Source organism: Erythrobacter aureus (assembly GCF_003355455.1).
Taxonomy (GTDB): Bacteria; Pseudomonadota; Alphaproteobacteria; order Sphingomonadales; family Sphingomonadaceae; genus Qipengyuania; species Qipengyuania aurea.
Genome location: NZ_CP031357.1, coordinates 1441181 through 1456057 on the forward strand (window position 1 = coordinate 1441181; position 14877 = coordinate 1456057).

18 protein-coding genes are annotated in these 14877 nt (G+C 64.0%); 7 read left to right on the top strand and 11 right to left on the bottom strand.

The annotated features are described in order from the left end of the window. Nucleotides 1-11: 11 nt before the first annotated feature. The 3 genes from nusB to hisG are packed head-to-tail and all read right to left on the bottom strand — an operon-like array spanning nucleotide 12 to nucleotide 2406. The gene (gene nusB / locus DVR09_RS06990) at nucleotides 12-464 is read right to left on the bottom strand and encodes a transcription antitermination factor NusB (RefSeq protein WP_115416301.1); all 453 of its coding nucleotides are present in this window, start codon (nucleotides 462-464) and stop codon (nucleotides 12-14) included. Beyond that, nucleotides 461-1750, bottom strand: coding sequence for a histidinol dehydrogenase (gene hisD / locus DVR09_RS06995; RefSeq protein ID WP_174223732.1), 1290 nt, complete (start codon nucleotides 1748-1750; stop codon nucleotides 461-463). Before hisD ends, nusB begins: the two co-directional genes overlap by 4 nt. Continuing rightward, nucleotides 1750-2406 carry an ATP phosphoribosyltransferase gene (hisG, locus tag DVR09_RS07000; RefSeq protein WP_115416302.1) on the bottom strand — a complete coding sequence of 219 codons (657 nt, stop codon included), beginning with the start codon at nucleotides 2404-2406 and terminating at the stop codon, nucleotides 1750-1752. The genes hisD and hisG overlap by 1 nt, the downstream gene beginning before the upstream one ends. A 36-nt stretch (nucleotides 2407-2442) precedes the next feature. On the opposite strand from hisG, the gene DVR09_RS07005 reads away from it, so the two are divergent. Further along, complete coding sequence (locus DVR09_RS07005) at nucleotides 2443-3534, top strand: DUF2332 domain-containing protein (protein WP_115416303.1); 1092 nt, start codon at nucleotides 2443-2445, stop codon at nucleotides 3532-3534. Here DVR09_RS07005 and DVR09_RS07010 read toward each other — a convergent pair whose 3' ends face one another. Genes DVR09_RS07010 through DVR09_RS07025 form a run of 4 tightly spaced genes read right to left on the bottom strand, consistent with a single transcriptional unit; the run spans nucleotide 3535 to nucleotide 6417 of the window. Beyond that, a complete protein-coding gene (locus DVR09_RS07010; protein WP_115416304.1) occupies nucleotides 3535-4437 on the bottom strand; it encodes an alpha/beta fold hydrolase in 903 nt (300 codons plus the stop codon). Nucleotides 4438-4439: 2 nt separating this feature from the next. Beyond that, on the bottom strand, nucleotides 4440-5255 hold the full coding sequence (locus DVR09_RS07015) for an SDR family NAD(P)-dependent oxidoreductase (RefSeq protein ID WP_115416305.1): 816 nt from the start codon (nucleotides 5253-5255) through the stop codon (nucleotides 4440-4442). A gap of 10 nt (nucleotides 5256-5265) precedes the next feature. After that, the gene (locus DVR09_RS07020; protein ID WP_115416306.1) at nucleotides 5266-6156 is read right to left on the bottom strand and encodes a pirin family protein; all 891 of its coding nucleotides are present in this window, start codon (nucleotides 6154-6156) and stop codon (nucleotides 5266-5268) included. Nucleotides 6157-6168: 12 nt separating this feature from the next. Beyond that, complete coding sequence (locus DVR09_RS07025; RefSeq protein WP_174223772.1) at nucleotides 6169-6417, bottom strand: BolA family protein; 249 nt, start codon at nucleotides 6415-6417, stop codon at nucleotides 6169-6171. Nucleotides 6418-6500: 83 nt separating this feature from the next. Here DVR09_RS07025 and DVR09_RS07030 point away from each other — a divergent pair, with 83 nt between their 5' ends. Then, nucleotides 6501-7094 (top strand): DnaJ domain-containing protein, encoded by a 594-nt coding sequence (locus tag DVR09_RS07030; RefSeq protein ID WP_115416308.1) that lies wholly within the window; start codon nucleotides 6501-6503, stop codon nucleotides 7092-7094. Here the strand turns inward: DVR09_RS07030 and DVR09_RS07035 are convergent. Beyond that, the gene (locus DVR09_RS07035; RefSeq protein WP_115416309.1) at nucleotides 7091-7483 is read right to left on the bottom strand and encodes a DUF302 domain-containing protein; all 393 of its coding nucleotides are present in this window, start codon (nucleotides 7481-7483) and stop codon (nucleotides 7091-7093) included. The two genes, DVR09_RS07030 and DVR09_RS07035, sit on opposite strands and share 4 nt — an antisense overlap. 117 nt (nucleotides 7484-7600) lie before the next feature. Then, nucleotides 7601-8446 (bottom strand): oxygenase MpaB family protein, encoded by an 846-nt coding sequence (locus tag DVR09_RS07040; RefSeq protein WP_115416310.1) that lies wholly within the window; start codon nucleotides 8444-8446, stop codon nucleotides 7601-7603. A 108-nt stretch (nucleotides 8447-8554) separates the two neighbouring features. On the opposite strand from DVR09_RS07040, the gene cobS reads away from it, so the two are divergent. Both cobS and DVR09_RS07050 read left to right on the top strand, forming a co-directional pair. Further along, complete coding sequence (cobS, locus tag DVR09_RS07045) at nucleotides 8555-9547, top strand: cobaltochelatase subunit CobS (protein ID WP_115416311.1); 993 nt, start codon at nucleotides 8555-8557, stop codon at nucleotides 9545-9547. A 49-nt stretch (nucleotides 9548-9596) separates the two neighbouring features. Further along, a complete protein-coding gene (locus DVR09_RS07050) occupies nucleotides 9597-11798 on the top strand; it encodes a transglycosylase domain-containing protein (protein ID WP_115416312.1) in 2202 nt (733 codons plus the stop codon). Here the strand turns inward: DVR09_RS07050 and DVR09_RS07055 are convergent. Then, nucleotides 11795-12202 (bottom strand): PaaI family thioesterase, encoded by a 408-nt coding sequence (locus DVR09_RS07055; RefSeq protein ID WP_115416313.1) that lies wholly within the window; start codon nucleotides 12200-12202, stop codon nucleotides 11795-11797. The two genes, DVR09_RS07050 and DVR09_RS07055, sit on opposite strands and share 4 nt — an antisense overlap. A 1-nt stretch (nucleotide 12203) precedes the next feature. Continuing rightward, a complete protein-coding gene (locus DVR09_RS07060) occupies nucleotides 12204-12650 on the bottom strand; it encodes a PaaI family thioesterase (protein WP_115416314.1) in 447 nt (148 codons plus the stop codon). A gap of 132 nt (nucleotides 12651-12782) precedes the next feature. Between DVR09_RS07060 and DVR09_RS07065 the strand changes: the two genes are divergently transcribed. From DVR09_RS07065 to DVR09_RS07075, 3 genes are read left to right on the top strand one after another with little or no spacing between them, the layout of a single operon-like run. Continuing rightward, entirely contained in the window at nucleotides 12783-12935 is a 153-nt protein-coding gene (locus DVR09_RS07065; RefSeq protein WP_162814874.1) for a hypothetical protein, read from the top strand. Nucleotides 12936-12951: 16 nt separating this feature from the next. Next, nucleotides 12952-13923, top strand: coding sequence for a hypothetical protein (locus tag DVR09_RS07070; protein ID WP_115416316.1), 972 nt, complete (start codon nucleotides 12952-12954; stop codon nucleotides 13921-13923). Continuing rightward, nucleotides 13911-14807, top strand: coding sequence for a transposase (locus DVR09_RS07075; protein WP_177822617.1), 897 nt, complete (start codon nucleotides 13911-13913; stop codon nucleotides 14805-14807). The genes DVR09_RS07070 and DVR09_RS07075 overlap by 13 nt, the downstream gene beginning before the upstream one ends. Nucleotides 14808-14877: the final 70 nt, after the last annotated feature.

Below are 14877 nucleotides of genomic sequence, written 5' to 3' on the forward strand. Positions count from 1 at the left end.
GGCGAGCGCCCTCAGCGTCCGGCCTCTCTGGCCACTGCGTCGAGGATGCCGTTGACGAATTTCGCCTCGCGATCGTCGAAAAACGCCTTCGCGACATCGACATATTCGCTGATCGCGCTGGCCTTGGGGACATCGGGGCGGGCAAGCAGTTCATAGGCGCCCGCGCGCAGGATTTGCAGCATGGTTTTGTCGAGCCGCGCCAGCGTCCACCCATCGGCGAGGCGCGCGGTCAGTCTCTCGTCGATCTCCTCGCGCCGCGCATCCACACCGCTCACCAGATCGTCGAAGAAATCGACGTCGGCATCGGCATATTCCTCGTCCTCGATCACGCGACCGAGGCGGTGCTGGTGGAACTCGTCGAGCAGCTTGGCGAGCTTGGTGCCCTCCATCTGCTGCTGATAGAGCGCCTGGACGGCACCGAGGCGGGCGGCGCTGCGCGCCTGGGACTTGGAGTTCTGGTTCATTTCAGTCTCGTCGAAATCGATAGGGCGTGCGCAGGGAGGCCTTCCGCTTCCGCCAGCCTGACCGCCGCCGGACCGATCGCCGCGAGCGCCGCTTCGGAGGCATCGATAAAGCTGGTGCGCTTCATGAAGTCGAGCACCGACAACCCGCTGGCGAAGCGGGCGCGGCGGCCGGTGGGAAGGACGTGATTAGGCCCGGCGATATAATCGCCCACGGCTTCGGGCGTGTGCCGACCGAGGAAGACGCTGCCGGCATGGCGCAGACGATCGAACAGCACTTGCGGTTCGTCCACCATCAGTTCGACATGCTCGGCGGCCAGACGGTCCGACAGGGTCGGGGCCTGATCGAGGGTGTCGACGATCACGATCAGCCCGTGCGCGTCCCAGCTCGCCTTGGCGGTCTTTGCGGTCGGCAGTTTCATCAGCGCCAGGTCGATTGCATCCTCGACCTGCCGGGCGAGACTCTCGCTGTCGGTGATCAGGATCGACTGGCTGGTGGGATCGTGCTCGGCCTGGCTGAGCAGGTCGGCGGCGATCCATTCGGGATCGTTGTTTGCGTCCGCGATGACGAGAATTTCGCTCGGCCCGGCCACCATGTCGATGCCGACCACGCCGTAGAGCTGTCGCTTGGCCTCGGCGACCCAGGCATTGCCCGGACCCGCAATCACATCGACCTTGCCGATCCGGTGCGTGCCATAGGCGAGCGCGGCCACGGCCTGTGCGCCGCCGACGCGCCAGATTTCGTCCACGCCCGCGATATGCGCCGCGGCGAGCACCAGCGGATTGACTTCGCCCTTCGGTGTCGGCGTTGTGACGACGAGACGCCCGACGCCCGCCACCTTGGCGGGAATCGCGTTCATCAGCAGCGACGAAGGATAGGCCGCGCGTCCGCCGGGCACATAAAGTCCCGCCGCATCGACCGCATTCCACCGCGCGCCAAGCCGCATGCCGATATCATCGGTATAGTCGCGATCGTCGGGGAGCTGGCCCTCGTGATAGGCGCGGATGCGGCTCGCCGCCATCTCCAGCGAATCGCGCAGATCGGCATCGAGCGCGCTATAGGCGGCGCGGCATTCTTCCGCCGAAATCTGCCAGTTGCCATCGTCACCAAGCCCATGATTGTCGAAGCGCGCGGTATAGTCGACCAAGGCGTCGTCGCCGCGCTCGCGTACTTCGTTGATAATCGCGGCCACGTCGCGCCCGACCTGCCGGTCGCTCTCGCGGCGGTTGCGCACCATGCGGGCAAAAGCCTTCTCGAAGCCATCGTCCGAAATCCGCAGCAATTGCATCAGGCGGCCTCGCGCCGGGCCGCGTCTGCGCGGAATGCCTCGACCAGCGCAGCGACGCGGGGATCGGTCTTGAGTGCAGCGCGGTTGACGATCAGCCGCGCCGAAATGTCGAGGATACGGCTCGTCTCGACCAGTCCGTTTTCGCGCAGCGTCGTCCCCGTGGAAACGAGATCGACGATCCGTCCGGCCAGGCCCAGTTCGGGCGCAATTTCCATCGCGCCGTTCAGTTTCACGCACTCGGCCTGGATTCCCTGCCGCTCGAAATGGCGACGGGTAAGGTTGGGATATTTGGTCGCGACGCGCAGATGGCTGGCCCCGTCGATACTCGCCCCGCCTTCCTTCGGCTCCGCCACGGCCAGGTGGCAATGCCCGATATCGAGATCGACCGGCGCATAGAGATCGGCATAATCGAATTCCTCGATCACGTCCGATCCGACGATACCCATCTGCGCCGCGCCGTGGGCGACGAATGTCGCCACGTCGAAGGCGCGGACCCGGATCAGGCGCATATCCTCGCGCGTGGTGGCGAAGGTCAGCGATCGGTTGGCCTTGTCGTGAAAACCTTCTTCGGGCACGACGCCGGCACGGGCCATCACGGGCAGCGCCTCGTCGAGAATGCGGCCTTTGGGAACGGCGAAGGTCAGGCTGTCGTTCATGGCATGGGCAGATAGGCAGCAGCGGGACAAAGGGCAATGGCGATCGACAAGGCGAGATACGTGGCGATCGATCCGGATGCGACCGGACCGGAAGCGGTTGCCAGAGCCTTCGAGAACCAGGTTGCCTATTGCCGCGACAATGGTGCGCCGATCACCGCCCAAATCTGCCAATCCTTGCGAGAATTGCTCGACACCGACCGGGGAGGGGCGGTCATGCGCCGCGTAAGGCGCTGGGCAGGGCCAGCCCTTTCCGATGCATTGCCTCTGCGCGTGGCGGGTGGTCTGCACGCGCTCCATCTTGGCGGCGAGGAACCTGCCTTGTCCGCGATTTACGAAGGACTTGGGCCGACCGACGCGACCGAGCTAATCGCTTACGCGATCGAGCGGCACGAAGCCTTTCTGATGCCGTGGCTCGACGGTCCACCCCAAACCAACGAGGCGGGGCGCTCGGCAAGCTTCGCAGCCGCTTTCCTTTGGCTCGTCGACCAGGGCTTGCCGGGCAATTTCGATCTGCTCGAAATCGGCTCCAGCGCGGGCATCAATCTGATGATGCGGCGCTATCGCTACGATTTGGGCGGCGTGAAGGTTGGACCCAAGACTTCGCGCATGCAGATTACGCCCGAATGGCGCGGCAGTCCGCCGCCCGAGGGCAATTTCGATATCGTCGGGGCGGCGGGCTGCGATGTCGCGCCGGTCGATCTGACCGACGAGGCGCAGGCGCTGCGGCTCAAGGCCTATATCTGGCCCGAATTCACCGCCAGGTTTGCCCGCATGGATGCGGCGATCGAAGCCGCGAAGACGTTTCCGCCCGAGATCGTGCGCAGGCGGGCAGCCGATTTTCTCGCCGAGCGTTTGGAACGACCGCAGGAAGAAGGCACAACGCGTGTGCTGATGCATTCGGTGGTCTGGCAATATATCCCGCAGCCCGAGCGCGACCGGATCGTCGAGCTGATGGAGGCAGCGGGCGACCGCGCACGCGAGGATACGCCGCTGGCCTGGGTCAGCCTTGAGGCCAATCGCGATACGCATCGGCACGAACTGACGGTCAGCTACTGGCCGGATGGCGACATGCGCCGAAGGCTGGCAACGGCGCATCCCCACGGCAAGTGGATCGAATGGCGCGGTTGATCAGCCGGTTTTCGAGAGGAAAGCGTCGGCGGCAGCGTTGAAGGCTTCGGGCTTCTCCCACTGCACGAAATGGCCGCATCCAGGCACCTGCACCAGCTCGGGATTCTCGATCACCTCGTCAAGGCCGTCGAGGTTGCCAGGCGGCAGTGCCTGATCCTCCATCGCCCAGATCACCAGCGTGGGAATGGTCAGCTTGGGTAGCGGGACCGCTTGGTACCCTTCGGGCAGCTCGAATGGGGCATCCATCGGCAGCACCTCCATCGGGCTGGCGCGATAGTAATTGAGCATGCCGATTGCCGCATCGGGATCGGACCAGTCCTTGAGCAGGGCGGCCTGTTCCTCGGGTTCCATGGTGGCCATCACCTGGCCCTCGAAGACTTTCATGAGGAGGGCGGCCAAGCCATGTTCGCGCACCAGCGCATCATTGCCGGTGTCTCGGAAATCGCGAAAGTACTGGCTCGCCTCGCGCTGCTCGCGGTTTGTGTAGAGCAGTTTGGGAAACAGCACCGGGTGCGGCGCGTTGGCAATAATCGCGTGCGTCACGCGCCCGTTCATCATCCCACCGTAGGCGACACCCCACGCGATCGCGCCGCCCCAGTCGTGGCCGACGATGGTGAATGTATCGACGTCCAGCGCATCGGCCAGAAGGAACACGTCGCCCACCAGCTTGTCGGGCGTATAGGCCTCGACCTCTTGTGGCTTGGACGATCCGCGATAGCCGCGCTGGTCGGGCGCTATGCAACGGAACCTGTCCGAGAAATGTGCGATCTGGTTGCGCCAGGTGCGGTGGCTTTCGGGAAAGCCGTGAAGGAAAATCAAAACCGGCGCATCGCGCGGCCCTTCGTCGACCACGTCGAGTTCGATCCCGTTGGCGAGCACGACCCGCTTCTGTTCGAGTGTCATGCTCAGCCTTCCGCCTTCATCTTTTCCATATAGCCCGCCGCGACCATGCCCGCGACCTGGTCGAGCAATTGATCGGGCGTGCGGCGCATTTCGCCCATCGCCTCTTCCATGCCTTCGGCCACGATAATTTCGCGCTGGTTGGCCGCGACCGCATCGACAATCCGCCTGGCGGCCTCGGCAGGGGCTATGCCGTTGTCGATCACCTGGTCGCTGCGTCCGCGCCTGCTGCCGTCGGCGGTCAGCGCGTTGCGGCTGACATCGGTCGCGACCGAACCGGGACACACGACATGGACCAAAACCCCTTCCTGCGAAAGCTCGGCCCTCAACGCGTCGGCATAGCCGATCAGCCCGAACTTCGCCGCGCAATAGGCGGTTCGCATCGGCACGCCGACCTTGCCGGCAATCGAGCTGATGAACAGCAGCGTACCGCTCTGCCGTTCGACCAGATGCGGCAGCAACGCCTGCGTCGCGGCGATCTGTGCGGTGAGGTCGATATCGATAATTTCGCGATAGACGGAAATGTCGGTGTCGATCGCCGCGCTGCGCTGCGATACACCTGCATTGGCGACGAAGATATCGACACCGCCCTGCCAGGCGATGGCCTTGCTCGTCGCTGCCCGCATGGCCTCGTCGTCGCGCACGTCGAAGGGCAGGATCAGCGTCTCCGTTTCGATGCCTTCCGCCACGCTGGCGAGCCTCGCTTGGTCGCGGCCCGACAGGATGATGCGCGCACCGCGGCTTGCCCATTCGCGCGCCAGAGCCGCGCCGATGCCGCTGCTCGCGCCCGTGATCCAGGCGGTCTTGCCTTCGAAACTCATGAATTCCCCTTTACGGATAGGTAACGGTCTTGGGCGCCCCTTCGGGCAGGGGGATGAATTCCTCCTCGTCGCCCGGAACTTTGGGAAAGCGGCCCTCGCGCCAATCGTCCTTGGCCTGGTTGATTCTCTCGCGGCTGGAGCTGACGAAATTCCACCAGGCATGGCGCTTCGTCTCGAACGCTTCGCCGCCGAGCAGCATGACCCGCGCCCCGCTCCTGCTTTCCAGCGTCATGTCGCGCCCGGGCTGCAGGACGGCGAGCTCGAATTCCTTGAGCGCATGGCCGTCCACGCTTGCCTCGCCTCCCACCAGCATGACCGCCCTTTCGTCGGCGTCTTCCTCCAGCGGGATCGCCCCGCCTGCACCGAGGACGATTTCGGCATAGATGGTGTCGGCATAGGTCGTGGTCGGCGCGCGTTCGCCCCATAGTTCGCCCATGATGACCGTGGCCGTGGCGCGGCCATCCTCAATCACGGGCAGAGCGGTGATCGCTTCGAAGGCCGGATCGATCTCCTCGCGTCCGTCGGGCAGGGCGAGCCAGGTTTGCATGCCGTAGAGCTTCGGTCCTGCCTGGCGTTCTGCCTGCGGCGAGCGTTCCGAATGAACGATGCCCCTGCCGGCGGTCATCAGATTGACTTGGCCGGGCCGGATGGTCGAGAAACTGCCCAGGCTGTCGCGATGGTCGATCGCTCCCTCGAACAGCCAAGTGACCGTGGCGAGATTGATATGCGGATGGGGGCGGACATCCATGCCGCTGCCGAGGTCGAGCTGCGCGGGGCCGAACTGGTCGACAAAGATGAACGGGCCGACCATGCTGCGTGCCTTGGACGGCAGCACCCGTCGCACTTGGAACTGTCCGAGATCGTGAGTGACCGGGGTCAGCGTCTGCTCGAACAGTGCCATGCGTTTACTCTCCTAACTGGTGGGTGCCGAGGCCTGAATGGCGAGTGCGTGAACCCGCTCGCCGGGAATGTCGCCCAGCGCCTTGTTGACCATTCGCTGGCGCTCGAGACGCGACTTCTCGGCAAAGGCGGCGGCCTCGATCACCACGGTGAAATGCGATTCTCCGCTGCCGTCGTCGCCCGCGTGACCGGAGTGCTTGGCGCTGTCGTTGATTACCTCGAGCCGGGTGGGCTCGAACGCATCGATCAAACGGCGTTCCATTTCCTGTTGGACGGTTCCTGCCACGGGTTCGAATCTCCTTCTCGGGGTTTGCATAGCGCGTTTCGCTCCCCATTCTAGAACGAATGCGCCGGACAAGGTTTCACGGAAGGTACGAAGAAAGCGGCAAAGTGTGCGCGCACCCTACCTGCGAGGAGGCTGGCGAGTTCCGCGCGCCGGGCGGGCGCGGGCATGGATTCGACGGTCCGGGGGAATGGCGCTGGCTGTGTCTCGACCATGTACGCGAATTCAACGCGGGCTATGATTGGTTCGAGGGAATGAGCGCCGAGGAAGTCTTTGCCGCACAATCCCCCGGCGCGGGCTGGCGCACCGAAAGCCCCAGCTTCCGCCCCAACGCAGGTGTCGATGGTATGCCCCGCTGGGCCGATTTCGACGATCCGCTCGATGCGATTTCGGCGCGGGCGGCCGGGATCAAGAGCCGTGCAAAACGCGAAGCGGAAATGGCGATGGATGGCCGCTTCAGCCGCGAAGAGGCCGAGGCGCTGGAGGCGATGGGGCTGGGGCTCGACACCGATCGCCGCCGCCTGCGCCGTCGCTATTCGGAACTCGTGCGCCGCTATCACCCCGACCGAAACGGTGGCGATCGGCAATATGAGGCGCGGCTCAACCGGGTGGTGGAAGCCTATCAAATGCTGCGGAAATCGCGCGCGATCGCCTAGCCCCCGAGCATGTCGATCGCGGCTGCCAGCTTGTTCCGGATTTCGCGGGCCGCCCGGTCGAGATCGGGATTGTCGATTGCCTGCATCGAAGCGACCGGATCGATGGCGGCGACTTCGACCAGGCCCTTGTGAACCTGTTGCACGATAACATTGCAGGGCAGCATGGTACCCACCTTGTCTTCGAGCTGCAGAGCGGCATGCGCTGCCTCCGGATTGCATGCACCGAGGATGGTATAGGGCTTGAAATCCTTGCCCAGCTTGTCCTTGAATGTCGCGCTCATGTCGATCCGGGTGACGATGCCGAAGCCCTGATCCGCCAAGGCACGTTCGACTTGCGGCATCGCATCTTCGAAGGTTTCATGCATGTGGGTGGACAGATAATACGACATGGGGGCCTCCTTTTTTCTACAACAAACGAGTTATGCGCTTCGGGTTTCACGGAGCCGGGACGGTATCACGCTCTTCGCGCCGCGCGGATGATGGAACCCGGCACGCAACTGCTTTGGCTAGCCCTGTCGGAAGGCCCAGCGCAGCGTTTTGCCCATGCCCCACGTCGCCGCGCGTGCCGGTATCGCCGCGAGGCCCGGTCGTTCCAGGCCGAGCATCGAGCGGGCGAATGGCGGGAGCAGGGCAACCGCTTCCGCGCCAAGCAGGGCCTGGACGGCCGGGGGCGAGCCTTCGGGGCGCTGGGTAAGCACGAGTTGGGCAATCTCCCGCGCAGCCGGTGAACTGGTCAGGCCGGCGCGAAGGTCGCGAAATATCGTTTCGGCCTCGCGGCGGTTTTCCGGCACCGGATCGGCCCCCAATGCCCGGGCGACAAGAGCGAATTGGCGATAGTATTCGTCCTGCTCAGCGCCGTGCATGTCCGGCTTAACGTGGCGGATGTAGGCGGCGAGAAAGCTGGTCGCCTCGGCCACATGGACCCAGGCGAGGGTGCGTGGGTCGGTAGCCGAATAGGGGGAACCGTCGGGCAATGTACCGGAAACGCGCGCGTGTATCCGGTTTACCCGCTCGATTGCCTCCATGGCGTCATCGCGATGGCCGAAGGAGGTAACGGCGATAAATCGCGCCGTTCGTCGCAGCCGCCCATGCATGTCGCTGCGAAAATTGGAATGGTCGAGCACGCCCTGGAGCGCGTGCGGATGGAGCATCTGCAGCAGCAGGCCTCTGATTCCGCCGACCATCATCGCCACGATATCGGCGTGGACCATGCGGATCGGACTGTCGCGCTCGAACAGCGCCTCGTCGGACGGCGGCACCGGTTTCTGCCCCCCTTCCACATCGTTGAACACACCGCGCACTCGCTCGACGAGCTTTAGGCGGAGGCGTTCGGAAAGCGGTGTCGGCGGCATCGGGGGCGACTATGCGGCGGCCCGGGGGGAGAGTCGAGTGCCGCTTGGGCCGTACCGCGATTTCGTTGCTTGCAGCCACCTACCCATCCGTCTAACCCGCCTTTCGCGATGAACGATATGACCGACAAGACCTTCGACGCTTCCGCCAAAACCGTGCTCGCCGCGCCCGACATCACCGTCGACGTGCGCGAGACCTTCGGGATCGATATCGACTGGCAGGTACCCGCTTTCTCCAAGCCGGACGAACGCACGCCCGATCTCGACGAAGCCTATGTTTTCGATCCGGACACGACGCTCGCGATCCTTGCCGGCTTCGCGCACGACCGGCGCGTGATGGTGCAGGGCTATCACGGCACCGGCAAGTCGACCCATATCGAACAGGTCGCCGCGCGCCTCAACTGGCCGTGCATCCGCATTAACCTCGATGCGCATATCAGCCGTATCGATCTGGTGGGGCGCGATGCCATCGTGCTGCGCGACGGGTTGCAGGTCACCGAGTTCCGCGAAGGTCTGCTGCCATGGGCGCTGCAGCATCCGGTCGCGCTGGTGTTCGACGAATATGACGCGGGCCGTCCCGACGTGATGTTCGTGATCCAGCGCGTGCTCGAACAGCAGGGCAAGCTGACCCTGCTCGACCAGAACCGCGTGATCCGGCCCGACCCGCATTTCCGCCTCTTCGCCACCGCCAACACGGTGGGACTGGGCGACACGAGCGGCCTCTATCACGGCACGCAGCAGATCAACCAGGGCCAGATGGACCGCTGGAACATCGTCGTCGGCCTCAACTACCTTCCGGCCGAGACCGAACAGAAGATCGTCGAGGCGAAGAATCCGGAGATCGATCCCAAGATTCTCGCCGACATGATCAAGGTCGCAGATTTGTCGCGCCAGGGCTTCATCAACGGCGACATCAGCACCGTGATGAGCCCGCGTACGGTCATCACCTGGGCGCAGAACTACGCCATCTTCAAGGACGTCGGCTTCTCCTTCCGCCTCAGCTTCCTCAACAAATGCGACGAGGAAGAACGCATGCTGGTGGCCGAATACTACCAGCGGGTGTTCGGCGAGGACCTGCCCGAAAGCGTGGTCGGGAAGAGTTAAGGATAGACCCCCTATGAATTACTGTGTTGTTAGATTAACACAGTAGGCGATGGGCGTTTTCGATTCCTTCCGGCGCAAGCCCGAACCGCAGGCGGAGTTCTCTCCGCATCGCGGCTATTACGCCACGCATGACGGGCTCGATTACGAGGATTGGGACAATCGGCTGGACCGTCTCGACGATGCGCTGGCAGCCGAAGAGAAGAAGCGCCTGCGCTTCTGGCAGCGCGACTACTGGCGAGGCCGCCGCAAGCGCTGGTGGGCGGGGCGCATTCTTGCCGGGCTGATCGGCCTGTTCATTGCGCTGGTGGCGTGGCTGGCGATCACCGCGCCGCTGTCCAAGTCGCTCGAACCGATCGCAGCGCCGCAGATCACGCTTCTGGCGGCCGATGGCACGCCGATCGCGCGCAATGGCGCGATTACCGACGAGCCGGTCGAGGTGGCGAAGCTGCCGCCGCATGTCGTCGAGGCATTTCTCGCGACCGAGGACCGCCGCTTCTATTCGCATTGGGGCGTCGACCCGCGCGGGATCGCGCGCGCCGCCTGGACGGGCACCGGCGGCGGCAGCACGATTACCCAGCAGCTCGCCAAGTTCACCTTCCTGACCCCCGAACGCACGCTGACCCGCAAGGCGCGCGAGGCGCTGATCGCCTTCTGGCTGGAAAGCTGGCTGACCAAGGACGAAATCCTCAGCCGCTACCTCTCAAACGCCTATTTCGGTGACAATGTGTACGGCCTGCGCGCGGCGAGCCTGCATTATTTCTATCGCAAGCCCGAAAATCTCAGGCCGAATCAGGCTGCGATGCTTGCCGGCTTGCTCCAGGCGCCCAGCGCCTATGCGCCAACCAAGCATTACGACCGTGCCGAGAAGCGCATGCGGATCGTCATCCAGTCGATGGTCGATGCGGGCTATATCACGGAGGCGGAAGCCCGCGCGATGAAGCCTCCCGCGCTCGATGTGCGCACGCGCAACGATTTGCCCACGGGCACCTATTTCGCCGACTGGGCGCTGCCCGAGGCACGTGAGTTCACCGAGCAGGGCTATGCCCGGCAGACGCTGACGACCACGCTCGACAGCCGGTTGCAGAACATCGCCCGGCAAGTGACGCAGCGCGCACCGCTGGGCGAGGCACAAGTCGCGCTCGTCGCGATGCGGCGGAACGGCGAGGTCGTCGCCATGATCGGCGGCAAGGACTATGCGAAATCGCCGTTCAACCGGGCGACGCAGGCCAAACGCCAGCCCGGATCGACCTTCAAGCTGTTCGTCTATCTGGCCGCGCTGCGTGCCGGGTGGAGCCCCGAAGACAGAATTGCCAATACCGAGATCACCGAGGGAAGCTATCGCCCCAAAAATGCGCGCGAACGCTATTCGGAAAACCTGACGCTGGAAGAGGCCTTCGCACAGTCGAGCAATGTCGCCGCAGTCCGCCTGCTGGGCGAGGTGGGCAGCGAAAAAGTCATCGCGACCGCTCGTGATCTCGGGGTCACGTCACCTCTCGCCCAGGGCGATCCGAGCCTCGCTTTGGGAACTTCGACCATGTCGCTGCTCGAATTGACCGCAGCCTATGCTGCGGTGGCGGCAAACGAATATCCCGTCGAACCACACGCTTTCGCCCGTCCCGAGCGCGGCTTCTTCGAGAATTTGTGGGACGGCCCGTCGAGCCTGTCGTCCTCCACCCATTCGGAGATGGAGCGGATGCTGCGCTCGGCGATCAACGATGGCACGGGGCGCGCTGCGATGTTGCGCGGGCCGAATTATGGCAAGACCGGGACCACGCAGGACAATCGCGATGCGCTGTTCGTCGGCTATGCCGGTGATCTCGTGGTCGGCGTATGGATCGGCAATGACGACAATTCGCCGCTCGCCGGGGGGATCAGCGGCGGGGGATTGCCGGCGCGGATCTGGCGCGATTTCATGAACCGCGCGATGAATGTGAAAGCGGCACCGAGCCAGCCTGCGCCCCGCGAACAGGACGACCCGGGCGGACCGATCGAGCCGCTCGACGTCCCCGAAATCGACGATATTCCGATCGGCGATGGCAATTCACGCCTGCGCATCCGCGAGGGCGAAGCGATCTTTTCGACGGAAATCGACGGGATTCCGGTCGATATTACCTTCGGTGAAGGCGGCGTGGCGATCGACGAAGAAGCTATCGAAGAAGCGCGCAGGCGAGCCGATGAGCGCCGTTACGATGTCATCCGCGACCGGCGCGACGAAAGGTTGCGCGAAATGGAACAGGACGCCGGTAATTAACCTTCCGGGCTGGCCACCAGAACGTTCATCACGGCTGTCGCCACCGGGCGAGTGCGATCGTCCTGCCATGCTTCGACAGTGATATTGGCACTGCGCCGCCCCAGTTTGGTCACGCGGCCCAGCGCATAGCTGGTGCGGCTTTTGCCGGCCGCGAGATACTGCACCGTGATGTTGATCGGCTTGAGCATCGCCGCCCGGCTCTGGCGGCCAAGTTCCGCGCGCAATGCGGCGTAGCCCGCCGTTTCCAGAAGCCCCCCGGTGGCCCCTCCGTGATAATGCTCGGGACGGCCTTCCACGGTTTCTTCGAACGGAACCGAGAGGATCGGGATACCGTCCTCCCAGCTTTCGACAGTAATGCCGAGCGAACGGGCATAGGGTGTGAGCGCTTCGATTTCTTGAGCCATGTCAGAGCCTCGGGGCGGCGGCGATTTTCATGAACACCGCCTGGATATGAGCCACTGGATCCTCCGCATCGCCATCATGGGCAAGGCCCCGGACGAAGGCGGCGCTGCGTGTCAGGCGATAGCATTGCGAACGCCCGAACACGCTGGCCCCTTCGCAGGCAGGGCGCACGTAATCGACGCGCAGATCGAGCGTGGCGATGGCGGTGAAATCGTCCATCGCGCGCCAGATCGCCATGCCGCTGGCCATGTCCATCAGGCTGAGAATGGGGCCGGAAGCCAATACCCGCTGCCCCTCTTCGCCGAGCAGGTCCTCGCGCCAGGGCAGTTGCAGCTCGACCCAATCGTCGCCGTGGTCGGAATATTGCAGCCCGAGCCAGCCCGCATGTCCCCGACCCGTAAGGAAGGAGGTGGCCTTCGATGGATCGAATTTTCGCGCTTTCTCGCTCATTGCCGGGTGCGATAGCCGCACAAATCGGGGGCTTTCAATGTTTTAATTTCAGTTCGACGTACCTCGCCGCCAGCTTTGCCGGCGGCGGACGGGGGCATCGGGTCGGGGTCCGCCGGATTGCAGGAGCATTTCATGACTTTACCCAAGATCGATTTGGCCAGCCTGGCGGAACTGGACGGGGCCGTGGGCCTCTTTGGCAGCCTGGCTGCTGTAGCGTCGGACGATACGATCGTGGCGATCATGGTCTACGTCCACGATATGACGCAGGTCGAACTGTTGTTCTAAGCGCATAGCGAAAATCATGCATGTCGATCCGCGGATAGGCGCGTTGCGCGGGGACCGTATCGCGCAACGCGCAATGCAAGAAGCGGTCATGTTGGCGGCGGAGGATTGTCGCAGGGAGGACGGGCTATCCCGGGTTATCGGCGAACTGGAGGACTATGGAGCTGGGGCGGAGCTGGCCGAATGCGAGGCGCTGCAACGCCTGGTCGGCGCGGAGGAGGCGGCGCGGGCGGTCATCCTGCCGATGATAGAGCGTCTGGTGAGGCAACAGCGCGAGACACCGCTGGCGCAACTATCCTTGCGCCATCAGTCCGGCCCGGGCTTTCATTTCCTCCAACTCGCGGCCAAGGGTTCGGCCACGATGGGCCTGGCGCTCCATGATGGAATGGTGCCCGCTACATCGAACCCCGTTGCGACCTTCCCCGATGCGGAGCGGCATGAGATAGTCCTTGCCGGCGAGGCCGAGATCGAAGCCCTCCGGATCGTGACGGATTGCGGAGATCGGGTGGAAGTCGCTCGTACTGTTCGGCGCGTCGACCGGGGCGATTGCATCGTACTTGCCGACGCCGACTGTTCGCGCGTCGTGCGACGGGTGCATGGATGCATGCTCGCCTTGCGGCTGGCGCGGGTAGGGGATCGCCCGCGCCCGACCCGTCAGGTCGATCTCGCTTCGGGAAGGGTGGTTCACAAGGCAAGTGGAAACCGGCGTGAAAGCCAGCATGAAATGATGGTTGCGCTGCTGGGGCGGATGAAGCGGAGCGATGCCGCGCCCGTACTTGCGGACGTTGCCCGATCGGGGGGCGATCATGTGCGCTGGCAGGCACTGCGCGAATGCCTGGCGCTGAATACGAGTCTGGGCATGGATACACTCAGAACACTGGCGTCGGACGCTTCCGCTCCGCTCTCTTCCCACGCAAATGCCCTGCTTTCTCAGCTTGTCGAGCGTTATCCAGAACTGGAACAGGCCGAAGGAATGCCATGCCGCGCGTGATCGCCAATACCCAGTCGGCTGCCGCAAGCCTCGAGGAAACCGTCGACGCGATTGCCGAGGGCTTCGATCCCCGGGATGATGCCAGCACCGACGCAGCCGCCGCCGCGCTGGAACGTCTGGCCAATAACCGAACCTTCCTTGGCGATCTGATGATCGAGCAATTGCGCGAGCGGCACCGCGATACCTTCGAAGACAGCGCTTACGGCCCGCAGGCGATTGTGCTGTCACCGCTGGTCGGAGACTGCTTCCTGCGTGCCAACATCTGGCCGAGCGAGAGCGAAACCTGTTTTCGGACCAGCGGCGCGAAGAGCTTCGTCTACGGTGTCCCGCACGATCACAATTTCGATTTCCTCACCGCAGGCTATTTCGGCCCCGGCTATCGCAGCGATTATTTCGAAATCGTCTATGAGGACATTGCCGGATATTGCGGCGAGAGGGCGGAACTGCGATTTGTGGAACGCAGCGCGCTGGCACAGGGCAGGCTGCTGCATTATCGCGCGCATAGGGATGTGCATTCCCAGTTGCCGCCCGAATCGACTTCGGTTTCGCTCAACATCATGCGTGTGGATGCAGGGCAGGAGTGGTTCGACCAGTACGGCTTCGATCTCGATCGGGGTGCGGTCATGTGCCGACTCAATCCCTCCGCAAACGAGACATTCCTGCGCTGCGCGGTTGCGCTCGAAAGCGTCGAGGCTCTGGACCTTGCGGAGCAGTTCGGTCGCGACCATCCTAGCGGGCGCATGCGGCTGGCATGCTTCGAGGCGCGGGCCGGCCTCCTGCACAGCGATGCCGAGCGTGACGATCTGTGGCGCGACGCCGAACTGGCAGGAGATTTGATGCTGGCGCGTGAGGCTCAACTCCGCCGCGCCATGCTTCACCTATGAAACCCGGCGAACAGAGCGCACCCGCAGATCGCGGACACGATTTCGATTATCCCCTGTGGTCCGGAGCGGG